General features: G+C 60.2%; 22 protein-coding genes and 1 pseudogene. 11 read left to right on the top strand and 12 right to left on the bottom strand.

Annotated features, from left to right (window positions below; translation table 11 throughout):
* Nucleotides 1–13: 13 nt before the first annotated feature.
* The gene (locus BK660_RS14030) at nucleotides 14–1114 is read right to left on the bottom strand and encodes an acyltransferase family protein (protein WP_123433770.1); all 1101 of its coding nucleotides are present in this window, start codon (nucleotides 1112–1114) and stop codon (nucleotides 14–16) included.
* 134 nt (nucleotides 1115–1248) lie between these two features.
* Here BK660_RS14030 and BK660_RS14025 point away from each other — a divergent pair, with 134 nt between their 5' ends.
* A complete protein-coding gene (locus BK660_RS14025) occupies nucleotides 1249–1902 on the top strand; it encodes a COG3650 family protein (RefSeq protein ID WP_123433769.1) in 654 nt (217 codons plus the stop codon).
* Nucleotides 1903–1996: 94 nt separating this feature from the next.
* Nucleotides 1997–3610: an NAD(P)/FAD-dependent oxidoreductase gene (locus BK660_RS14020; protein ID WP_123433768.1), complete on the top strand. Its 1614-nt coding sequence runs from the start codon at nucleotides 1997–1999 to the stop codon at nucleotides 3608–3610.
* Between the two features lie 117 nt (nucleotides 3611–3727).
* On the opposite strand, the gene BK660_RS14010 is transcribed toward BK660_RS14020, so the two are convergent.
* The gene (locus BK660_RS14010) at nucleotides 3728–4822 is read right to left on the bottom strand and encodes a PLP-dependent cysteine synthase family protein (protein ID WP_123433767.1); all 1095 of its coding nucleotides are present in this window, start codon (nucleotides 4820–4822) and stop codon (nucleotides 3728–3730) included.
* 239 nt (nucleotides 4823–5061) lie between these two features.
* On the opposite strand from BK660_RS14010, the gene nhaA reads away from it, so the two are divergent.
* From nhaA to BK660_RS13995, 3 genes and pseudogenes are all read left to right on the top strand, one after another.
* A complete protein-coding gene (nhaA, locus tag BK660_RS14005) occupies nucleotides 5062–6249 on the top strand; it encodes a Na+/H+ antiporter NhaA (protein ID WP_123433766.1) in 1188 nt (395 codons plus the stop codon).
* Between the two features lie 121 nt (nucleotides 6250–6370).
* Nucleotides 6371–7554, top strand: a pseudogene (locus tag BK660_RS14000) (colicin E3/pyocin S6 family cytotoxin).
* Complete coding sequence (locus BK660_RS13995; RefSeq protein ID WP_123433765.1) at nucleotides 7551–7781, top strand: DUF7683 domain-containing protein; 231 nt, start codon at nucleotides 7551–7553, stop codon at nucleotides 7779–7781. Before BK660_RS14000 ends, BK660_RS13995 begins: the two are co-directional and overlap by 4 nt.
* Before the next feature lie 82 nt (nucleotides 7782–7863).
* Here the strand turns inward: BK660_RS13995 and BK660_RS13990 are convergent, their stop codons facing one another.
* Nucleotides 7864–8328, bottom strand: a complete 465-nt coding sequence (locus BK660_RS13990) for an outer membrane lipoprotein (protein WP_123433764.1) — start codon at nucleotides 8326–8328, stop codon at nucleotides 7864–7866.
* Nucleotides 8329–8460: 132 nt separating this feature from the next.
* Between BK660_RS13990 and BK660_RS13985 the strand changes: the two genes are divergently transcribed.
* The gene (locus BK660_RS13985; RefSeq protein ID WP_123433763.1) at nucleotides 8461–8697 is read left to right on the top strand and encodes a hypothetical protein; all 237 of its coding nucleotides are present in this window, start codon (nucleotides 8461–8463) and stop codon (nucleotides 8695–8697) included.
* Between the two features lie 5 nt (nucleotides 8698–8702).
* Here the strand turns inward: BK660_RS13985 and pdxH are convergent, their stop codons facing one another.
* The 5 genes from pdxH to dinG all read right to left on the bottom strand — a co-directional run bounded on the left by pdxH (nucleotide 8703) and on the right by dinG (nucleotide 16731).
* Complete coding sequence (gene pdxH / locus BK660_RS13980) at nucleotides 8703–9350, bottom strand: pyridoxamine 5'-phosphate oxidase (protein ID WP_123433762.1); 648 nt, start codon at nucleotides 9348–9350, stop codon at nucleotides 8703–8705.
* A gap of 24 nt (nucleotides 9351–9374) precedes the next feature.
* Nucleotides 9375–10484, bottom strand: a complete 1110-nt coding sequence (locus BK660_RS13975; RefSeq protein ID WP_123433761.1) for an OmpA family protein — start codon at nucleotides 10482–10484, stop codon at nucleotides 9375–9377.
* Nucleotides 10485–10599: 115 nt separating this feature from the next.
* Entirely contained in the window at nucleotides 10600–11745 is a 1146-nt protein-coding gene (locus BK660_RS13970; protein WP_123433760.1) for a serine hydrolase domain-containing protein, read from the bottom strand.
* A 244-nt stretch (nucleotides 11746–11989) separates the two neighbouring features.
* On the bottom strand, nucleotides 11990–14491 hold the full coding sequence (locus BK660_RS13965; protein WP_123433759.1) for a beta-galactosidase: 2502 nt from the start codon (nucleotides 14489–14491) through the stop codon (nucleotides 11990–11992).
* A 95-nt stretch (nucleotides 14492–14586) separates the two neighbouring features.
* Nucleotides 14587–16731: an ATP-dependent DNA helicase DinG gene (gene dinG, locus BK660_RS13960; RefSeq protein WP_027925648.1), complete on the bottom strand. Its 2145-nt coding sequence runs from the start codon at nucleotides 16729–16731 to the stop codon at nucleotides 14587–14589.
* A gap of 99 nt (nucleotides 16732–16830) precedes the next feature.
* Between dinG and BK660_RS13955 the strand changes: the two genes are divergently transcribed.
* Nucleotides 16831–17295 carry a CopD family protein gene (locus tag BK660_RS13955; RefSeq protein WP_123433758.1) on the top strand — a complete coding sequence of 155 codons (465 nt, stop codon included), beginning with the start codon at nucleotides 16831–16833 and terminating at the stop codon, nucleotides 17293–17295.
* 141 nt (nucleotides 17296–17436) lie between these two features.
* Here BK660_RS13955 and BK660_RS13950 read toward each other — a convergent pair whose 3' ends face one another.
* From BK660_RS13950 to BK660_RS13935, 4 genes are all read right to left on the bottom strand, one after another.
* Nucleotides 17437–18195, bottom strand: coding sequence for a collagen-like protein (locus BK660_RS13950; protein ID WP_123433757.1), 759 nt, complete (start codon nucleotides 18193–18195; stop codon nucleotides 17437–17439).
* Complete coding sequence (locus tag BK660_RS13945) at nucleotides 18188–18466, bottom strand: DUF1145 domain-containing protein (protein ID WP_123433756.1); 279 nt, start codon at nucleotides 18464–18466, stop codon at nucleotides 18188–18190. The genes BK660_RS13950 and BK660_RS13945 overlap by 8 nt, the downstream gene beginning before the upstream one ends.
* A gap of 148 nt (nucleotides 18467–18614) precedes the next feature.
* Nucleotides 18615–19328: a PA1041 family peptidoglycan-binding anchor lipoprotein gene (locus BK660_RS13940; protein ID WP_123433755.1), complete on the bottom strand. Its 714-nt coding sequence runs from the start codon at nucleotides 19326–19328 to the stop codon at nucleotides 18615–18617.
* A gap of 89 nt (nucleotides 19329–19417) precedes the next feature.
* Nucleotides 19418–20107, bottom strand: a complete 690-nt coding sequence (locus BK660_RS13935) for a PA1041 family peptidoglycan-binding anchor lipoprotein (RefSeq protein WP_123433754.1) — start codon at nucleotides 20105–20107, stop codon at nucleotides 19418–19420.
* A gap of 189 nt (nucleotides 20108–20296) precedes the next feature.
* Here BK660_RS13935 and BK660_RS13930 point away from each other — a divergent pair, with 189 nt between their 5' ends.
* From BK660_RS13930 to BK660_RS13915, 4 genes are read left to right on the top strand one after another with little or no spacing between them, the layout of a single operon-like run.
* Nucleotides 20297–20794: a DUF6231 family protein gene (locus tag BK660_RS13930; protein WP_123433753.1), complete on the top strand. Its 498-nt coding sequence runs from the start codon at nucleotides 20297–20299 to the stop codon at nucleotides 20792–20794.
* Nucleotides 20795–20798: 4 nt separating this feature from the next.
* Nucleotides 20799–21275, top strand: a complete 477-nt coding sequence (locus BK660_RS13925) for a YchJ family protein (RefSeq protein ID WP_027925655.1) — start codon at nucleotides 20799–20801, stop codon at nucleotides 21273–21275.
* Nucleotides 21276–21308: 33 nt separating this feature from the next.
* Entirely contained in the window at nucleotides 21309–21803 is a 495-nt protein-coding gene (locus BK660_RS13920; RefSeq protein ID WP_123433752.1) for an LEA/WHy family protein, read from the top strand.
* Nucleotides 21800–22009, top strand: a complete 210-nt coding sequence (locus tag BK660_RS13915) for an SEC-C metal-binding domain-containing protein (protein ID WP_007906737.1) — start codon at nucleotides 21800–21802, stop codon at nucleotides 22007–22009. Before BK660_RS13920 ends, BK660_RS13915 begins: the two co-directional genes overlap by 4 nt.
* The last annotated feature ends 23 nt before the right edge of the window (nucleotides 22010–22032 follow it).

The raw sequence follows: 22032 nt of genomic DNA, 5'->3' as shown, positions 1-22032 counted from the left end.
TTTCTGACAGGCGTTACTGGCGAGCGATCACACCGCTCGCCAGGCGCTCGCGCCCGAACCGTCGCAGCCACTGTTGCATTGGCCGTTCGAACCAGCGATGGCAGATCAGGCTGGCACCGACCAGTACCGCAAAGAACAGCAGCAACGTCCACGGCTGATAAAAAACGCTTCGCCCCGGAAAGAATTTATCGGCCAGCAGCGCGACGATAATTTGCAACGGGAAATGCAGCAAATAGGAGGCGTAGCTGATATCCCCCAGCCACGCCAGGCGCCGGGCAACCGGTTCCAGTACCTGATGACAGGCTGCAATGGCCATGGTTGTCAGCGGGAACAACAGCGCAAACTTGATCAACGGCTGATCAGCGCCAAACAACCACCACCCTGCCACACACCCGATCGTCAAACCCATTCCCACCCAGCGCGGTGGCATTCGTTGCAGCAGCCACGCCACCCACACATAGCCAACGCCACCGCAGAAAAAACTGAACACGCCCAGCGTGACTTTGTATTGCGCCGGAAAGACGTAAGCGGCCACAGCGATCAATAACAGGCTGATCAGTATGGGCAGGGGCGAATAGCGCCACAGCAAGAAGAACGCCGCGTAGAGCAGCACTTCAACCGAAATCGACCAGGCTGGGGCGTTGAATGACCAGCCTTGTTCCAATCCCCACGCCGGGGCGAGAAACAGGTTCAACACGCCGTGATAGAAATCGTTGAACGGATAAACAAAGGCGCTCCCCGTGTGCCGTGTGTAGATCATCTGCAATAGCGCAACAGCGGCGAAGGTCGCCAGATGCAGCGGATAGATGCGGCTGAAACGCTCGATGAAGAACTGTTTTGCGGTCAGGTCCCTGCGCGCCAGGGCCTGACCGAACAACCAGAAAAAGATGAACCCGGACAAACTGAAGAATAACGCGACCGCATCGCCACCGTGTCGATAAAACAAGGCGAACACGCTGTAGAACGGTTGCTGTCCGGTTTGCAGCGGGCCCGGCAACGCTCCTTGAAAAAAGAAATGCTGCCAATGCCAGAACACCACCGCCAACGCCGCGATACCGCGTAGCGCATCCAGTGCGTACAACCGTTTGGGGAAAACAGACAGGTGTTGGTTCATGCGCAAGTGGGCCCGATCCTGAACAAGGGCGCCACTATGCTGGGACGCACCCGGCAACTCAATCCCTGGCACACAAGCCTTGTGATCGCAGGCGTGCCTGAGTAACGTGGCGGCACTTGTCTGGAGAGCCAAAGATGCGTGTTGCCCGTTCCTTAGTCGTCGTTGCCCTGCTGCCGCTGTTTGCCGCCTGTCAGTTGTTTGATGGCCCGCGTGAAAGCGCCTCCCACGTGGGTCAGACCCGCATGCAAGGCCAATTGACGGCGGCGGACGGCAAGTTGCTGTTCCAGCCCTGCAATGAAACCAGCAGCTATGTGGTCAACGACACCGGCGGCACCAGCGTGCTGCAACAGGCGGCGTCCCTGGCTGATACCAAGGGCAAGTTGTTTGCCGATGTGCGCGGGCGCATCATCGACAGCCGCCTCGATCTGGAGCAGCTGTACCGCGTCGAGCGCTCGGGCACGGCCTGCGACGATCCCAATTTCAAACTGCAGATTCTGCGCGCGACCGGTCACTCGCCTGAGTGGAACGTCAAGGTCAGCGGCAAAGGCATGGTGATCGATCACGCCGGTCAACCGCCCCTGGCCGTCCCTTATGTGGAAGAACAGCTGGGCGATGGCCGCTTCAATCTCAGTACCGAAGCCAATAACCAGCACATCGAACTGTGGGTCGCACCGCAACGCTGCACCGACAGCACCACCGGCAGCGTCCAGCACATGAGCGCCGAACTGCGCATCAATGGCCAGGTACAGCGCGGTTGCGCGTATTTCGGCGGTGCGCGTAACGACTGATCGTTTAAGCCTCACGGAATCCGTCTTTGGGGCTTATAATCACCGGTTTCCAACGCCTTGGCGCAGTTGTGCGCCCCGCGAACCGGGTCTTGCCATGTTACGAATCACTGAACTGAAGTTGCCGATCGACCATCCCGAAGAAGACCTGCGCCCTGCCATCGTGCAGCGCCTGGGCATCGCCAGCGATGACCTGCTCGATTTCACCTTGTTCAAGCGCAGCTACGATGCGCGCAAAAAGTCCTCCGAACTGTGCTTCATCTACACCATCGACCTCACCGCCAAGGATGAGGCCGCAATACTGCACAAGTTCGCCGATGACCGTAACGTCAACGTGGCGCCGGATGTCAGCTACAAAGTGGTTGGCCACGCCCCGGCCGATCTGCAGCAACGTCCTGTTGTCGTCGGTTTCGGGCCGTGCGGTATTTTCGCCGGGCTGCTGCTCGCGCAAATGGGCTTCAAGCCGATCATCCTCGAACGCGGCACCGAAGTGCGTCAGCGCACCAAGGACACTTGGGGCCTGTGGCGTAAAAGCGTGCTGAACCCGGAGTCGAACGTGCAGTTCGGTGAAGGCGGCGCGGGGACGTTCTCCGACGGCAAGCTCTACAGCCAGATCAAGGACCCGAAATTCATCGGCCGCAAAGTCCTGCACGAGTTCGTCAAGGCCGGTGCGCCGGACGAAATCCTCTACGTCAGCAAACCGCACATCGGTACGTTCCGCCTGACCGGTGTCGTGGAAAACATGCGTGAGCAGATTCGCGCACTGGGCGGCGAAGTCCGCTTCCAGCAACGCGTCACCGATGTGTTGATCGACGATGGCCAACTGGTCGGCGTCGAGCTCGATGGTGGCGAGCAGATCCATTCGAAACACGTGATTCTGGCTCTCGGCCACAGTGCCCGGGACACGTTCCGCATGCTCCACGGCCGTGGCGTGTTCATGGAAGCCAAGCCATTTTCTGTGGGTTTCCGCATTGAACACCCGCAGTCGCTGATCGACCGCGCACGGTTGGGCAAGTACGCCGGGCACCCGAAACTCGGGGCCGCCGACTACAAACTGGTGCACCACGCCAAGAATGGTCGTTCGGTCTACAGCTTCTGCATGTGCCCGGGCGGCACCGTGGTCGCGGCGACTTCCGAGCCGAACCGCGTGGTCACCAACGGCATGAGCCAGTATTCGCGTAACGAGCGCAACGCCAACTCCGGGATCGTGGTCGGCATCACCCCGGAAGTCGATTACCCGGGCGGCCCGCTGGCCGGCATCGAATTGCAGGAACGCCTGGAATCCCATGCCTTTGTGCTGGGTGGCAGCAACTATGAAGCGCCGGCGCAACTGGTCGGCGACTTCATTGCCGGCAAGCCGTCGACTGAGTTGGGCAGTGTTGAACCGTCCTACAAGCCGGGCGTTGCTTTGGGTGATTTGGCGTTGGCCTTGCCTGCGTTTGCCATTGAAGCGATTCGTGAAGCGTTGCCGGCATTCGAGAAGCAGATTCGCGGTTATTCGCTGCATGACGCGGTGTTGACCGGGATCGAGACACGCACCTCGTCGCCGCTGCGCATTACTCGCAATGAGTCGATGCAGAGCCTGAACGTGAAGGGCTTGTTCCCGGCGGGTGAAGGCGCGGGTTATGCGGGCGGGATTCTGTCGGCGGGTGTGGATGGTATTCGGATTGCGGAAGCTGTGGCCCGCGACATCCTCGGCCTGGAAGCCTGACACAAACTAAATGTGGGAGCGGGCTTGCTCGCGAAAGCGGTTTCACATTCAACAGATATGTTGACTGATCCACCGCTTTCGCGAGCAAGCCCGCTCCCACATTTGATCTTCGGTGTGTCAGATGTTGGCGCGCAGCACCGTCGATGGTAGCGCCTCACCACGCTCGACACTCGCCGCCACCGTCTCCATCAAACCACTCAACTCATACCCCTGGCCCTTGAGCCAATCCTGATCGTAGTACGTGGTGGCATAACGTTCGCCGCCATCACACAGAATCGCCACGATCGACCCCGACTCCCCCGCCGCTGCCATCTGCTGAGCCGCCATCAAGGCGCCGATCAGGTTTGTCCCGCTCGACCCGCCCACTCGCCGACCCAACCGCTGCGCCAGATAGTGCATGGCCGCCAGGGACAACGCGTCCGGTACTTTGACCATGGCATCAATCACCTTGGGCAGGAACGACGCTTCCACCCGTGGCCGGCCGATCCCTTCGATCCGCGAACCGCACTCCAGGCGCAGGCTGGCATCGCCGGTCTGGTAGTAATCGAAAAACACCGAGCGCTCGGCATCGGCGCACAACACACGGGTGCAATGTTGGCGATAACGCACGTAACGACCGAGTGTTGCGGTGGTGCCGCCGGTGCCGGGGCTGGAGATCAGCCAGCTCGGCTCGGGATGCTTTTCGAAACGCATCTGATGGAAGATTGATTCGGCGATGTTGTTGTTCGCCCGCCAGTCAGTGGCGCGCTCGGCGTAGGTGAACTGGTCGATGAAATGTCCATCGTGCTCGCGCGCCAGCCGTTCGGATTCGGCGTAGATCTGGGTCGGGTCGTCGACCAGATGACTCTTGCCACCATAGAAAGCGATTTGCGCGATCTTCTCTTTCGAGGTGGTCGCCGGCATCACCGCAATAAAAGGCAAACCCAGCAAGTTGGCGAAGTACGCCTCGGAAATCGCTGTCGAACCGCTGGACGCCTCGATCACCGGCGCACCGGGCTTGAGCCAGCCATTACACAACGCATACAGGAACAACGAGCGCGCCAGACGGTGCTTGAGGCTGCCGGTGGGGTGGCTGGACTCGTCCTTGAAATACAATTCAATGCCTGGAAAACCCGGCAGCGGCAAGGGGATCAGGTGGGTATCGGCGCTGCGCTGAAAGTCCGCTTCGATGATCCGGATGGCTTCGCGGGCCCACTGTCGGTTGTCGCTCATGGTGGTTTTCTCGTTGAGTCGGCCTTCTTGTAAGGCTCAGCCTTTAAGCTTAGGAAAAAACCTACAGCACGCACAGGTACAGCTGACGTTCAATACGGCCGGCAACTGCTAGGCTCAAGTCCGGTCCCGTCCTTCACGTTGTTACGGCATATAACAAAAAAGAATATAACTTTTGTTTTAACAACTAAGAGTACGGGTTAGGGTGTGCCACCTTTTGAATTCATCGATGGAGAGCGACCTTGCCTCTGCGTAGCACTTTCACGCGTTTCTTTCAGTTGGAAGCTGCCAGCGGTCTGTTACTGATCGCCGCGGCAGCCCTGGCTTTAATCATCAACAACTCGTCACTGTCGTGGCTCTACAGCGGGCTGCTCGACACCCCTGTCGTCGCGCAGATCGGCGCGCTGAAAATCGCCAAGCCGTTGTTGTTGTGGATCAACGACGGCCTGATGGCGATGTTCTTCCTGCTGATCGGCCTGGAAGTGAAGCGTGAAGTCCTCGACGGCCAGTTGTCGAAACCGTCGCAAATCGTCCTGCCCGGCGCCGCGGCGATCGGCGGTATGGTCGTGCCGGCGCTGCTCTACTGGTTTCTGAACCGTGACGACCCGGCAGCCCTGGGCGGTTGGGCCATCCCGATGGCCACCGACATCGCCTTTGCCCTCGGCGTACTCGCCTTGCTGGGCAAGCGCGTGCCGGTATCGCTGAAGCTCTTCCTGATGACCCTGGCGATCATCGACGACCTGGGCGCGATCATCGTCATCGCCATCTTCTATTCCGGCACCCTGTCGACGCTGTCGTTGGCGCTGGCGGCCGCCTGCATCATCGCGCTGATTGCCATGAACCGGCTCGGCGTGGTGAAGCTTGGGCCGTACATGATCATTGGTTTGATCCTCTGGGTCTGCGTGCTCAAGAGCGGCGTCCACGCCACGTTGGCCGGTGTGACCCTGGCGTTCTGCATTCCGCTGCGCACCAAAAACGCCGAGTCTTCGCCACTGCTGACCCTTGAACACGCCCTGCATCCGTGGGTGGCTTACGGCATCCTGCCGCTGTTCGCCTTCGCCAACGCCGGCCTGTCCCTGAGCGGCGTGACCATGGAGAGCTTCACTCACCATGTACCGATGGGTATCGCCACCGGCCTGCTGCTGGGTAAAACCGTGGGTGTGTTCGGCCTGACCTGGCTGGCGGTGAAAATCGGCATCGCCGCCCTGCCCCAAGGCGCCAACTGGGGCCATGTGCTGGGTGTATCAATCCTCTGCGGGATCGGTTTCACCATGAGCCTGTTCGTCGGTTCCCTGGCGTTTGAGCCAGGCGTCAGCGACTACGCCGGGATGGACCGGATGGGCATTCTGACCGGTTCGATTCTCGCGGCATTGATCGGTTATGCGGTGACTGCGATGGCGAGTCGCAAGAGCGCCGTGCTGCAATCCTGAGCGAAAGAGAACGCTCCTAGAAGCATCAAGGATTCGTCCTACAGCCACGATTCGCCTCGTTCGTTAACGTCGCACAGCTCCTTTATCGGGGGCTGTCGACGGACGAACGCAAGGAAGATCAGTGGCTGGCAACAAGGAAGTCCCAAGGGTTAAAAACCCGTCCTCCGGTGACGGTCATCACGTCACCCACCGCTTCATGACGGCCACCGAACTGGCTGAGCGCGATGCCCGGCAAAGCGCTTATGACGCCATGCTCGCGCGTCAGCAGGCTTTTGAAGATCGGTTTCAGGCCTCGACAAAAAAACCCGAAATCCCTCGCGCGGGATGCGTCTTCGCCAAGTCCTGCAACCTGCCGGACGCCATCATCGATTACTCGAATCCTTCAGGTGTGGTTCCGACCGACAGCCTCAAGGATTACGGCGAAATTGCCTGGCTCGGTGCTCGTGGTGCAGACGATGCCGGACTGCTGAATCTCGAAACCATCAGCGGCAGTACCGTCTCGCTCGGCGTAGGTCGACTGGCACTTAGAGCCCCGGCGCTCGCTGTACCTTTATTAGCCCTTGAGGCTGCCACTGCCGCCACATTGGCCGGTGTCATCGCGTTGTTCTGGACGCCGAGCCTGGGTGACAGCGCGCTCTATACCGAAGATCAACTACGTACCCTGAAACAGGCCAGAACCCGCGTTCGTTTGCAGGTCGAGCAACAGGCCGATGGCAGTCTCAAGGGCTACGGGTTTTACACCGGCAAGAATCGCGATTGGGAAATGGTCGATGTCGTGCAGTTCACACGGCGCGGCAGCCAGCAGGTGGCGGATCTCGGAGAAGGCGTTGAACTGATCTGGACGCCGGCCGTTGATGGCTCGGACACCCTTGGCATTCCAGCGCTGGAGGCTGCACCGCAGGCGCCGCATATCTGGGTGTATCCGCCAACGCCGGCGGCGGCCAGCATCATCGTGAACCCGGTGTATCCGCCTGAGTACAAGGATTTCATTCTTGTGTTTCCGGTGGGGTCGGGGGTGAAGCCGGTTTACATTGTGGTGAGTGTTTCTGATCAGAATTACTATCCGGCACCGAGAAGCCTTACTGCTTTTCCTCAGGCGACAAAATAAAATCGTAAAACTCCCATAAAGGGCGGTGCGGTCTTAGGAAGCGATGGAAAAACCCAAAAGGGATAATTTTCGAATGGGACTCACAGCACGGAGCTGTCGAGATGTACGACAAACGTGGCCACCATCTCGGCGAATTTGATCCAACTACGGGCGAGCAGACAAAACCCGCAGATAAGACTAGGAGGGTGGAACCATGATTTACGTCATAGAAGTATTTGATAAGAAAACGGAGCTCATCGCATTCGAAGAAAAATTGCCGGGTGGTTACGAAAAAGAACTAAAAGAAATTATGGGTTGGACGACAGAGCAACAAGGCTGGGAGGGATACAACCTCACCATCGAGCAGCTTGGTGCGCTGGAAGGAATACTGGGCAAGAAAATTTATGATCCGGCGTATCTATTTCAGTTGACCTGCAACGCCTAGATAGAAACGGCGCTCAATGTTTATCCCAAATAAAAAACCCCGACCAGTCACCTGATCGGGGTTTTTCTTTACCCATTCCCGCTTAGTGCGAAACGCGGCTCGTACCGTCTACAGTAGCAATCCGCACCCGCTCGCCAACGCGGAACACTTCATTCTCCTGAACTTGCTGAACATAGGCGCGCATGCTGCCGTCGTCTTCGCGAACGGTGATTTCGACGCCTTGGGTGCGGGTCAGGCCTTCTTCGGCTGCCGAACCTACCAGACCGCCGGCAACTGCGCCGATGACCGCCGCGACGATGCTGCCTTTGCCGCCGCCGATGGCGCTACCGCCAACGCCGCCGACCACTGCGCCTGCAGCGCCGCCGATTGGGGTTTTGGTGCCTTCGATTTTCACTGGACGCAACGCTTCGATGGTGCCCATACGAATCGTTTGAACACGACGCGCTTCATCACGGGAGTAGGAGTCACCGGTCAGGCTGGATTGGCAGCCAGTGAGCAACATCGCCATCGTGGAAAAGGAAGCAACCAACAAAACAGACTTACGCATAGCATCAACTCCAAAGGACAGGTGATCATTAAACCCCGCAGCTTGACGCCTGTCACGGCATCGCCGGGATAAAAATGTTTTGATTCAGGCCCGGTACAGGCGCCCCAACACATTCACACCCCAAGGATTGTCATGGATTACTTCATCGTTCTCATCACAACCGTCGCCGGTCTGTACTTCCATTGGTGGCTGTACGTGCGGATCAAACGCTGGATGGACCGCGACCTGGCATTGGCGTTGGCTGGGCAGGACGAACAGAAAAAAGCTTTCATGCTCCAGCAACTGGCGAATGCTCACGCACAGAAAATCAAGCGTCGGGACCTGCCCCAGTGGCTTGAGGCCGCTGCAGCAGGGTATCCCGAACGGTAGACTGCCTAGGGTGCCAGACGTTCAAGAATCCAGTCGGCGCCCTGTAGAAGGTAGTTGAGGCGATCATGCAGGCGGCTCGCACGGCCCTGCCAAAACTCGATGCGTTCCGGCAGCAAGCGATATCCGCCCCAGTGATCCGGGCAGTGCGGCGCTGTGTCGCTGAACCGTTGCTCGGTGTTCTTGAGCAGCGCTTCCAGCTCGGCACGATCGGCAATCACCCGGCTCTGTGGTGACGCCCAGGCACCGAGGCGACTGCCCAGTGGACGTACCTGGAAATAAGCATCGGACTCTTGCGGCGAGACCTTCACCACCCGACCTTCGATGCGCACCTGGCGCTCCAGGGCCGGCCAGAAAAAGGTCATGGCCGCGAACGGATTCGCCGCCAGATGCTGACCCTTGGCACTTTCGTAGTTGGTGAAAAACGTAAAACCGTGCTCGTCCAGCCCCTTGAGCAACAGAATGCGGCAATGAGGCCGACCGTCCTGATCGACCGTCGCCAAGGTCATGGCGTTCGCCTCCACCGGCGCTTGCTCGGTTTTCACCGCGTCGGCGAACCACTGGTGGAACAGCCCGAACGGCTCTGCCGGGGCTTGCGCCTCGGTCAGGCCATCTCGAGTGTAGTCACGACGCATATCAGCCAGGCCTTGGGTCATGGCGCATTCCTTTTGGTTAACGAATCACTTTTTGGTGGCGTCAGCCGCGACGTCGACTTTCTTGGCGTCGGCAACGGCTTTGGCCGGCACCGTCTTCTTCGCCGGCGTTGCAGTTTTAGCTGGTGCCTTCTTGGCGGTGGCTTTCTTGGCCGGGGCCTTTTTGGTCGCCGGTACAGCTGCTTTTTTAGCTGCTGGCGCAGGGGTGACCGGTGTCGCCACTGGCTTGATGTCCTTGGCCGCGATTAGGGTCACTGGCGCCGGGGCCGGCATGTTGTACTTGGCCAGCAGCGCCACCATGGTGTTCTGCGGGGTCACCAGCAATTCCACTCGACGGTTCAAGGCACGCCCTTCAACACTGTCGTTGGCTGCACGCGGGGCGTCGCCGCCCATACCGCGGAGCATCAGGCGATCACGCTGCAAACCGCTGAGGCGGAAGATGGCGGCGACGGCTTGTGCACGTTCCTGGCTCAGTTTCACGTTGGCCGGTGCGGCACCCGAGGTATCGCTGTGACCGAGTACCAGCACCGCCGTTTTCGAATCGACTTCAAGGATTTTCGCGACACGGGTGAACGGACCGAGAGTGACCGGCAGCAGCATGGCTGGACGATCCGGGTTGAAGGAGCCTTCTACCGGCGCGGTCACTACCAATACGTTTTCGCGGCGTTCAAGTTGCAGGTTGCTGTCCTTGATCGCTTCGCGCAGACGCGGTTCGTAGTCGTCGAGCCAGGCCTGGGTGACTTTCGGGTCGATTGGCGCAACCTTGGCAGCGCTCTGATCCTTGCCGCCGAACGGCCACCACCACGAGTTACCCGCGTCGGCATCAGCCTTGGCGACCGGGACCGGTTTGGCTTCAGGTTTTACTTCAGGCTTGGCAGTGGTCTTGGCAGCGGCATCATCGGAACCGAATGGCCAGTACCAAGGGCTGGCGCTCTCACTTTTGGCAACAGGTGCGGTGGCAGCAGGTTTCAGCGGGGCCGGGGCCGGGGTTGGAACTGGGCTCGGTTCTTTAGCGGCGACTTTGTCGGACGAACCGAACGGCCACCAGCTGCCACCATCGGAATCACTTTTTGGGGTCTGTGCACAACCGGTGATAGCAAAGCACAGGGCCAGGGCGAGAGTTGGTTTGGATGACATCGGATATCCACGAAAAATGAAGTAATGAAAAGTCAGACCGAAGCGGCCCGCACAAACTGACGCTTTGAAACCGAAAAGGCTGCCGGGTTCCGGTACTGGAACCCTTGAGCGGGTTTTACAGACAAGTGGCCAGTACTCGCGCAAGCTTTTGCGCGCGTGGATCCATCAAGACGTACGGCCCCAGGGTATTTGTCACAAAACCGAAGGCTACATCGTGTTCCGGGTCAGCAAAACCGATGGAGCCGCCAGCGCCCGGATGGCCGAACGCACGCGGGCCGAGGCCGTAGGTCGCGTTGGGAACGTCCGGTTGATCGAGCATGCAACCCAGACCGAAACGGGTCCGGGTCAATAGAGTCTTGTCGTCGCCGAGGCTGTGTTCGCGGGTCAGCTCGTCGAGCATTTCGCCTTCGAGCAGGCTGCCATCGAGCAGGCCGGCGTAGAACCCGGCCAGGCTGCGCGCATTGCCATGGCCGTTGGCAGCGGGTTGTTGCATGCGCCGCCACTCGGGTTTGTTGGTGCTGGTCATGATCGACGGCGGATTGGTGAAGGCCCGGGTGGTCATGGCGGTCGGTTCACGCATGGTCACTTGCAACAGGCGCTGGGCGGCGGCATCGCCGACATTACCCTTGCCACGCGCGATGTGCGCCACGCGATGGAATTCTTCATCCGCCAGACCGACATGGAAATCCAGGCCCAATGGCTTGGCGACGCGAGCGACGATGGATTCGCCCGGCCCACGACCGTCGGCACGACGCAGCAACTCGCCCACCAGCCAGCCATAAGTGATCGCGGCGTAGCCGTGGCCTTGGCCCGGCGTCCACCAAGGCGCTTCGGCCGCAAGGGCATCGACCATGGTTTGCCAGTCGTAAAGCGCTTCCGGGGCCAGTAACTCGCGCAACGCCGGCAAGCCGGCCTGATGGCAGAGCAATTGACGCAGGGTCACGGATTCTTTGCCGGCGGCGGCAAATTCGGGCCAATAGCGGGCAACCGGGGCGTCCAGTTGCAGCTTGCCTTCAGCCACCAGTTGCAGGGCCGTGACCGCGGTGAACGTCTTGGTGCAGGAGAACAGGTTGGCAATGGTGTCGCTGTGCCAGGCTTCGCTGCCATCCTTGTCGGCGGTGCCGGCCCAGAGGTCGAGGACGGTTTCACCGCCGACCCGGATGCACAAGGCTGCACCACGTTCCTGAGGATCGTCGAACAGTGCCGCGAAAGCCTCGCGCACGGCTTCGAACTTGAGCTCGTAATGACCCTGAATCTGCACCCGCAATGCTCCCGGATAATCGCTATACAAAGTGGCCCGCATTGTTCCAGCCCTAGAGGGATTTGGGAACAGGGTTGGGCTGGGCGGTCGGCAGGTTATCTGCTTGCCTGAACATATCGCTGATGCTGATGACGCATTCGCGAGCAAGCCCGCTCCCACATTCGATCGCATTCTTTCTGGAAGAACTCGGTTAAATGTGGGAGCGGGCTTGCTCGCGAAGAACGATAACGCGGTATTTCAGGACTCAGTGCCCTTGGCCAGAATGCCCACCGGCTCCCCTGCCCGGGCCTTTGCCGGCCTCGGCCTTTCTGCCGCCTTCGGCATCGTGGCTGGCTTTGTCTGCTTCGGCCGCTGCTTTCGCGGCCTCTTTGCCCAACTGATCGACAGCCGCCAGATTGCTCTTGCGCACAGAATCGACAAACCCCTGGAACGGCAGATCCGTAATCCCCACCAGACCAAAGTGTCCATTCTCACCGTCCAGCAAACGCCCGGTCACGGGTTGGTCCAGGTACTGGAACCAATGCACACCGACAATCGAAGGCTCGCTCAGCGCCTGTTTGAGGAAGTTTGCGTAGGCCGGCCCACGGTCTTCTTCCTTGGCCAATTGCGTCACGCCACCCCAGAACGGACCGCGATCCGCCGAGCCGAAGTTGAATTCGGTGATCAGCACCGGTTTGTCGAGGCTGCGCAGCTTGGCGAAGTCGTAACCGTCCTGCGGTTGCAGGGTGTACATGTTGAAGCTCAACACGTCGCAATACTGGGCGCAGGAGTCCACGGCTTCCGGGGTGCTGATGGCGAAACGACCACCCAGCAACAGCTGGTTCGGCGCGTGCCACTTGAGCGAATCGGAGATGGTCTTGAAGTAGGTATCCGCGAATACCTTCTGGAAGTATTTGAAGTCGGCCTCGATTTCCGGGTGATCCGCGCTTGGCAGCGGCGGCACGAAGCCCGGGTCTTCCATCAGTTCCCAGGCCGGCAGGTCGATGCCCCACGCTTTGGACAGCCCCGCCTGATTGCGGTATTTGTCGCGCAGTTGCTTGAGGAACGCGCGTTTGGCCGGCACGTCGGTGGTCATTTTCAAAGTGCCGTAAGCCAGCGCATAACGGGCTTTCGGGTCGTCACCCGGACCGGCCCAGGCCAATTCGTTGTCGGCGTAGTAGCCGATCAGCCAAGGGTCGTCGCGATGATCGCGGGCGGCGATGGCCACGGCGCGTTCGGTGGCCATGGCGAAACGTGGGTCGAACGGGTCGGGCATGCCGCCCCACCAGTCGGTGCCGGTGCTGATGCTGGCGTAATCGCCGACGATCGACAGCGGCAAGGTGTACGGCACGCGATCAGCATCGCCGAGCGCCGGGGCGCTCCAGTTGCCGAGGGTGTTGAAACCCCAGGCTTGCAGGCGGTCCAGGGTGTGGCCGGTCCAGCGTTGTTCATCCACCACCGCTTTGCAGGGTTCGGCGGGTTTCTGCTCAACTGCTTTCGCCTCGGTCGCTTCTGCGGCGCCGGTCTTGGCCGCTTCGGCGACACCGGATTCGGCGTTCGAAGGCGTTACCGGTGGCTCGGCAGCTTTCTCGACCGTCGCTTCGACCGCGTCAGCCTTGGCCGCTTCGGCGACGCCGGCCTTGGTGTCGCTGCCCAGCGCACACGGTTCGCCATACAGGCGTTGCAAGTTGGCGCCGTAAAAATCGTACCAGCGCCCGGCGTTGTAGCCGCGGCCCTGATCGGCACCGTTGCCGCCACGGTTGTCACCGTCGCCAAAATGGCTGGCCAGCGGCTCGCCGGGTTTTGGCAGGGACTCGAACATCCACTCACGGCCGGCGACGTAGGTCTGGTTGACGTCCGGGGTCACGGTGTTGACCCCAAGCGAATAGAACGGATGCCCTTGCGGTGTCACCAGGTACCAGCGACCGTCACGTTTCTCGGTGCGGAAAAAACCACTGGCCTTGAACGTTGGACCTTTGGTCCAGCCACCGAAGGTGTCCAGGGAGGATTTCTCACGCTCGGCCAGCCAGGTTTTCAATTGTTGCTGTTCCTTGGCGGCGGCGCTTTTCAGTTGCTCATCACTGCTGATCTTTTCTGGCCATTTGGCCCGGGTCGACTGACCGTAAGCATCCACCAAGCCGCCATAAACGGCCTGGGTCACGGCATCACCGTCCTGCACACCAAAACGTTCGAGCAAGATGTTTTGGGCGACTTTCGGTTGATCCATCGACAGGGTCACCGACACCACCTGGCTGCGATCCAGTTCACCGGCACTGCTGGCCAGCAAAATGCGCTGCCCGTCGACCGTCATTGGCATCGGCGGCCCGGCTTTCATGCCCTGGCTCAACGATGAGCTTGCCACCAATGGCACGAGCAAGGTCTGCGCCGGGCCGGCCGGCAAATCGACGCGACTGACCAGCGTCTTGCCGTCATTGCTCTGGATTTTCACGTACAGGGTCACGGCCCAATCCATTGCGCTCTGGATTCGCAAGCTCATGGCGCCCGACTGCGACCAGTCCCAGGCGCCGGTTTGCGGGGTCAAACGCAAACTCGGCTGGGCCACCGGATTGAACGTCACCCGGCGCAACACTTCACCTTCGGCTGTTTGCTCCGCATTGGATTGCGGCAGGCTGGCGTCCTGAGTCGCCACCTGGACTACGTCAGCGGGGCGCACAAAGTTGAACAGCGTCTGTTGACCGGCGGGGGCCGCCAGCAAAGGGGCTGCGAACATCAGGGCAAATACAGCGGGCAACGAACGGCGAATCATAGGAACGTGGTTCTCCCTAACGACCTTCAATGGTCAGTGGAAAAGCGATGGTAGAGAGATAGACAACGCGGCGGGCAAATGTGCCCACCGATGTATCAGGAAATTTCGCGACGGAACGGCGGCAGCGCATTGAGGATGGCTTTGCCGTAACGCTGGGTGACCAGACGTCGATCGAGCAAGGTGATGGTGCCGCGGTCTTCTTCGGTACGCAGCAAGCGACCGCAGGCCTGGACCAGTTTCAGCGAGGCATCCGGCACGGAGATTTCCATGAACGGATTGCCGCCACGGGCCTCGATCCATTCCGCCAGCGCCGCTTCGACGGGATCATCCGGCACCGAGAACGGAATCTTCGCGATCACCACGTGCTCGCAGTATGCGCCCGGCAAGTCGACCCCTTCGGCAAAACTTGCGAGGCCGAACAGCACACTGGAATCCCCGCCGTCGACGCGCGCCTTGTGCTTGTTCAAGGTTTCCTGTTTCGACAGGTTGCCTTGAATGAACACTTGCTTGCGCCAGTCACGGTCGAGGCCGTCGAACACGTCCTGCATCTGTTTGCGCGAAGAGAACAGCACCAGCGTGCCCCGGGACCCTTCAACCAGTTGCGGCAGGTCACGAATGATCGCCGCGGTGTGGGCCGGCGCATCACGCGGATCGGCTTTCAGGTCCGGCACTCGCAGCACGCCGGCATCGGCGTGGTGAAACGGGCTCGGGACCACGGCGGTCACGGCTTTTTTCGGCAGGCCGGCGCGCATGCGGAAACGGTCGAAAGTGCCGAGGGCCGTCAGGGTTGCCGACGTTACCAAAGCGCCGTAAGCGACGTTCCACAGGTTGCGCCGGAGCATCTCCGCCGCAAGGATCGGGCTGGCATTAACCTCGATGTCGAACAGCGAACCGCTTTCCGCCAGCGTCAGCCAACGGGCCATGGGCGGGTTGTCTTCCGGGTCTTCAGCGGTGAACGCCACCCACAATTCCCAGTTGCCCGAAGAACGGGACAACAGGCTGCCGAACAGTGGGTACCACTCTTCGGCCTGGTTGCTGGCGATGCCGATGTTGACCTCGCCGTCCATGCCTTCCTTGAGCAACTCGGTGAGCCGGGTAAACAGGTCGGTAAGCCGGGCAAAACCCTTCTTCAGCTCGACGCCCATCTCGCGCATATGTTCGGGAATCACCCCGCCGACGAAGCGATGTCGCGGCCGTTCGCGGCCTTCGACGTCTTCGCCGGGTTTGAAATCGGCGACCTGCTCGCAGGCGGTGAACATGAATTGTTGCTGGGTCTTGATCTCGCGGGCCAGTTCCGGCACTTGCTCGATCAACTTGCCCAAATCGCCGGGCAGCGGGTGCTGGGCCAGCAGTTTGGTGAGATTTTTCGCGGTGGTTTCCAGCCAGTCGGCAGTGGAACGCAGGCGCGTGTAATGGGCGAAGTGGCCGATGGCCTTGTCTGGCAGGTGATGGCCTTCGTCGAACACGTAGATGGTGTCGCGCGGGTCCGGCAACACGGCACCGCCGCCCAGGGCCAGGTCGGCCAGCACCATGTCGTGGTTGGTGACGATCACGTCAACCTTGCCCATGCCTTCGCGGGCCTTATAAAAGGCGCACTGGCCGAAGTTCGGGCAATGGCGGTTGGTGCACTGGCTGTGATCGGTGGTCAGACGCGCCCAGTCGGCATCTTCCAGCGCCGTGGACCAACTGTCGCGGTCGCCGTCCCATTTATTGCCGGCGAGTTTTTCGATCATGCTGGTGAACAGCTTCTGACTGGCCTCGTCGACCTCGATCTTGAAGCCTTCTTCTTCGAACAACTGCGCCGTGGCCGTTTGTGCGTGACCTTCCTGCAGCAACATGTCGAGCTTGGACAGGCACATGTAGCGCCCACGACCCTTGGCCAGCGCGAAGCTGAAATTCAGCCCGCTGTTGCGCATCAGGTCCGGCAAATCCTTGTAGACGATCTGCTCTTGCAGGGCGACGGTGGCCGTGGCGATCACCAGGCGTTTGCCGGCAGCCTTGGCAGTCGGGATCGCCGCCAGGCTGTAGGCCACGGTTTTGCCGGTACCGGTGCCGGCTTCCACCGCAACAATCGCGGGGTCGCCACTGCGCCGACCTTCGTCGTCGGTGTCGATATCCCCGAGGACCTTGGCAATTTCGGCGATCATCAGGCGTTGGCCGTAGCGCGGCTTGAGGCTCTTGGCTTCGAGAAAACGCGAATAGGCGCCCTGGATCGTGGTTTTGAGTTCGGTGCTGATCATGGATTGTCGGGCGCTAAAAACGCTGGATAAATTTTCAGTGGTTCGGTTCGGCGGCTATCATACCCCGCTAATTAATCCCGCGCAGAACGGAGTACCCCAATGACACCTTTTGGCATCGTTTATACCCTGCATGTCCTGTCCGCCCTGGTGTGGGTGGGCGGCATGTTTTTCGCCTGGATGGTCTTGCGCCCCGCTGCCATGAAAGCGCTGGAAGGCCCTGCCCGCTTGAAGCTATGGGTGGAAGTGTTTCAAGGTTTTTTCCGCTGGGTCTGGGTCGCGGTAGTGCTGCTGCCGATCAGCGGTGTCGGCATGATTCATCTGCAATACGCCGGGTTCGAGGCCGCGCCGCGCTATGTGCAGGTGATGATGGGGTTGTACGTGGTGATGACGGCGCTGTTTATCCGGATCCAGGCGTTGATGCTGCCGGAGTTGCGCATTGCGGTGACGGCGCAGGATTGGCCGGCGGGGGCGGCGGTGCTCGGGAAGATTCGGCGGTTGGTTGGGATTAATCTGATGGTGGGTTTGCTGCTGGTGGCGATTGCTGCCGCCCGGCCGATGTTCTGAGTCGTTCACATCCTGTGGCGAGGGGGCTTGCTCGCGCTCCAGTGCGTAGCACTGGCAAAATCTCGGAAACGCTCACGCACTTGGGGCTGCTCCGCAACCCAGCGGGAGCAAGCTCCCTCGCCACAGAGTTCTCGGTTGTTCTTATAGGCGCTGAACGGTCACAGAACCCGCCGCACCGGCAGGCCCAGGCTGGCCATCCGCACCCGGACGGCCACTTTTGCCGCCATCAGCCTTGTACACCAGACAGCCTTTGGACTGGCCACCCGCCCCCGGTTTACCACCAGGACCTGCAAGTCCACCGGCACCGCCAGCGACCTGCACCTTGATTTTATCCGCCGGGTAATCGCGCGGCACTTCCAGCCTAACCAGCGCGCCCGGAGCACCCGGTTGACCGTCACTGCCGTCGCTGCCATCGGCTCCGCGACCGGCCTGGCCCCACGTGCAGCCCGGGTCCTGGCCATTGGCGCCGTCAAGACCGAAAAACCCCGGTGCGCCCGCGCCGCCGCGAGCATCGACCAATAATTGCGGAGCGTTCAACGCCTTGATCTGCAAATTCAGGTTGCGCCCCGAACGTGCAGCCTTCTGAAAACTCCCCGGCGCGCCTCTCGCGGTGATCTGGCTGCCTTCCGACAAATCGGCACGGTGCACTTTAAATTCCAGTGGTTGCTCACTCGGCACGATGGCAATTCGCGCCTCACGCCCCAGGTGCAATTCGCCCACCATTACTTCGGTGACATTCGAAGGAATCAGCAAGGTGCCGTAATCGGCGACTTCCAGTCGTTCCAGCTGCAACGTACTGGCCGTGTTGGGCAAGCGCATCAACGAGTTGGTTTCGACACTGACAACCTGAGCGCAGGCCAATGGACTGATAAATGCCGCGAGCAGACAAAGATTACGCATGGGAAGCCTTCAGTGCGGAGGGAGCCGGGATAGTTTGAAGATGGAAGACGCCGAAAATGGCAATCTGCAGGCGATCACGCCAAGGGTGGGCGCGGCCTTTGAGGCTGCGGTTGCAGAACACCAGCTCCAGCAGATGGAACAGCGCCAGCACGCCCCCGGCCAGATTGACCAACGGGTGCAGCGGATAAACAAACGGCGTGAGCAGATTGACCAGCACCACCAACCAGAACAGCAGGGTCAATAACTTCCCCAGCCCCCAAAACACCTTCATACGCTCCCCCGTTGATCATTATTCTTTGGACGCACAGTAACGGCTTCCAAGAGGAATGCGCCAGAGGGCAACGGAAAAATCTTCATGAAGACTGCCGAATGGCCATCGGCATCACCGCCCGGGTGTGCCGATGGCTCTATTTCGCGGCTTAGCGATTGATGTGCAATTCCACGCGACGGTTTTTCGCGCGGCCTTCATCAGTCTCGTTATCGGCTATCGGCTGACTTTCGCCCTTGCCTTCACTGGTGAGTTTGTTCGGGTCCAGACCCTGGTTCATCAGATAGGCCGCCACGCTGGTGGCGCGACGTTCCGACAACATCTGGTTGTAGGCATCGGAACCGACACTGTCGGTATGGCCGACCACTTTGATACTCACCACATCGGCGCTCTGCAATTTCGGCATCAGCGCAGTCAGCTGATTCTGCGCAGACGGGGTCAGGTCGGATTTATTGAACGCGAACAGTACGTCGCCCGCATCGCTGAGGGTGATGACTTCTTCAGGTTCGGCAGGTTTCACGCTGGCCGGGTATTGCGGCAGCGGACAACCATGATGTTCGACAGGCGTATTGGCGGGGGTATCGGGGCAACGATCACGTCGATCGAAAACGCCGTCGCCATCTTCATCGCCATCCTGGGCGTAACAGATCAAACCGCCAGTGAGGATTCCGAGCGCTGCTCCGCCGGCCGCCCAGCCGCCACTTTCGATGGCGCCCAAACCGCCGCCCACCAGCCCGCCAATGACGCTGCAGATCGGCCAGGTACGTTGATTGAGGGGGGCAGTGCCATCGCTGTGAGTTGCGCAACCGGTCAACAGGCTGCCAAGCAGCAGAACCGGTAGGACGGTCCTTGTGAGAACGCTCATATTGAAAGCTCCTGTGTTACCGGCCCATACCGGTTACACAGGAGTAAAGACCCGCATCCGCGACTATACAAGCCGCGGAGCGGAGGGACTTAGCGTTGGATATGGATTTCCGTACGACGGTTCTGCGCGCGGCCATCAGCCGTTTTGTTATCGGCGACCGGCTGGCTTTCACCGGCACCGACCACAGACACGAAGCTGCTGCGTGGCACGCCTTGCTCGATGAGGTATTCAACCACCGAGTGAGCGCGTTTATCCGACAGTTTCTGGTTGTAGGCATCGCTGCCCACGCTGTCGGTATGACCGGTAACGGTCAGTTGAGCTGTAGGCGCTTCCGCCTTCAATTTAGTGGCGATCTTGTCCAGAACCTGCTTGTCGGATGGTGTGAGTGTGGCTTTGTCAAACTGGAAGTGAACATCGCGGATGACGATGGTTTCTTCCTTGACCACTACAGCCTCTTCAACCACCGGTGCCGGTGGAGGGCAACCGTTGGCATCGACCTTCACGCCGTGCGGTGTGCCCGGGCACTTGTCACGGCTATCCGGTACACCATCACCGTCTTCGTCGCCATCACCGTGAACCCAGCAATAGGCCGCTGCCGTGCCGCCGACGAGCAGCGCGCCATAGCCTGCCCATGCGGAGCTCTCGGTCGCGCCGAGACCCGCACCCACGACACCACCGACAGCCGCACAGGTCGGCCAGTCGGTTTTCTGCAAACCTGCGCAACCAGTCAACACACTGGTGAGCAGAACCAAGGGTAATGCTGTCCGAACTATGCTCATCTAGTTTTCTCCTGAGGGATCGGCTTAGAACCGATTCAGGTAGTAAAGACCCGACTTTTAATCTCCGCCAGCAATAGGCCATTGCTGTTTTATCCTGTGTTCACGACGGATTGGCGCATTTGCGGTAAACCCGCTCTAGGCCCGGACGTTTGGGCAGGCTAATCTTCGCGCTCTGACTGAGGATCTTTGATGATTGCAGGTATTTCTTCGCGCACGCCGCAACAGGCGCTGGCCGCTTTGCTGGACCGTTACGCCCCCGCGCAGCTGTTGCTGATCGGTGCCAGTGAGTTCCCCGCCCTGGAAGCCTTCAAGCTTGCCCACCCGGATACGTGTGTCGCCCACGCGGCACCGGGGCCGTTGCCGGCGGAACTGGCGGCACGCCGGTTCGATCTGGCGCTGGCGGTCGATTGCCTCGAACATTTGCCCAAGCGCGATGGCCTGAACCTGCTCGGCGGGATCCGCAACCTCAACGCCAGCCGTATTGCGGTACTGGCGGACTTGTCGGCCAGTGGCTGGCAGGAGACGGATTTTTTCTCCCTGGCCCTGCAAGCCAGCGAACGCTTTCAGCGCGATGAACAAGTGTTGACCCTGTTCACCTATGATCTGCTTGACTACAAGCAAGTACCCGACTGGCTCAACTCACGCTTTTGGGCCAATCCGGAAAACTTCGGGAAATATTGGTGGTAATGCCATGAGTACATCCATTTGCCCTTGCGGCAGCGGCACCCTGCTCGATGCCTGCTGCGGTCATTACCACGCCGGGCATCCGGCGCCGTGTGCCGAAGCCTTGATGCGCTCGCGCTACAGCGCCTACGTGCTGGGGCTGATCGACTATCTGGTGGCGACCACCCTGCCCGCGCAACAGGCCGGCCTCAATCGTCAGTCCATCAGCGACTGGAGCGCGCAAAGCACCTGGCTCGGCCTGGAAGTGGAAAGCTCAGAAGTCTTCGGCGGCCAGCCGGAACACGCCTTCGTGACTTTCACCGCGCGCTGGCACGATGGTAGCGGCGAACACAGCCACCGCGAGCGCTCCTCCTTCGTGCAGAACGCCGGCCATTGGTACTTCATCGACCCGACCGTGCAACTCAAGGCCGGGCGCAATGACGCCTGTCCGTGCGCCAGCGGGCAGAAATTCAAGAAATGCTGCGCGGGGTATTTCAACAGTTGAGGTGAGCAACAGGTTCAAGGGAGATACACGACCATGATCACCCGGCGACACGCACTTAATCTGCTCAGCCTGCTCCTGTTTCTGGGGCTCGCTGGCTGTGCGTCGTGGTTCGAGGATGACGAGCCGGACCCCGAGGTGCATCTGGTCAAGGTCGAAGTGGTGCGCGCGAAACTGTTGGAGCAAAAATTCATCCTGCACTTTCGCATCGACAATCCCAACGACAGCGACTTGACCGTGCGCAGCCTCGAATACCGGATTCATTTGGGTGACATCCTGCTGACCGAAGGCGAGCACGACCACTGGTTCACGGTCGGCCCCAAACACAGCGCCTACTTCAAAGTACCGATCCGCACCAACCTGTGGCCCAAGGTGCGCGATCTGGTGAAAATGCTGAAAAAACCCGACCAACCCATCCCCTATCGTCTGGAAGGTGTACTGCAAACCGGTTTATTCATCGCGCATGACGTGCACCTTGCGCGCAATGGCGTGATAATCCCCGCCGATTTAATTCCGGAGCACACCCGATGACCCAGCAACCCCACGTCCATGGCCCTGACTGCAATCACGATCATGACCATCACGACCACCATGATCACGACCATGGCCACGTTCACGGCCCGAACTGCGGCCACGCTCACCAGGAACCGGTGCGCAACGCCCTGAAAGACGTCGGCCGCAACGACCCTTGCCCGTGCGGCAACGGCAAGAAATTCAAGAAGTGCCACGGCGCTTGATGCTTCGGGCGGAGAACTTTTTC

The sequence above is a fragment of the Pseudomonas brassicacearum genome (assembly GCF_003732265.1).
Classification (GTDB): Bacteria; Pseudomonadota; Gammaproteobacteria; order Pseudomonadales; family Pseudomonadaceae; genus Aquipseudomonas; species Aquipseudomonas brassicacearum_D.
This window is presented reverse-complemented; position numbering and strand designations above follow the sequence as displayed.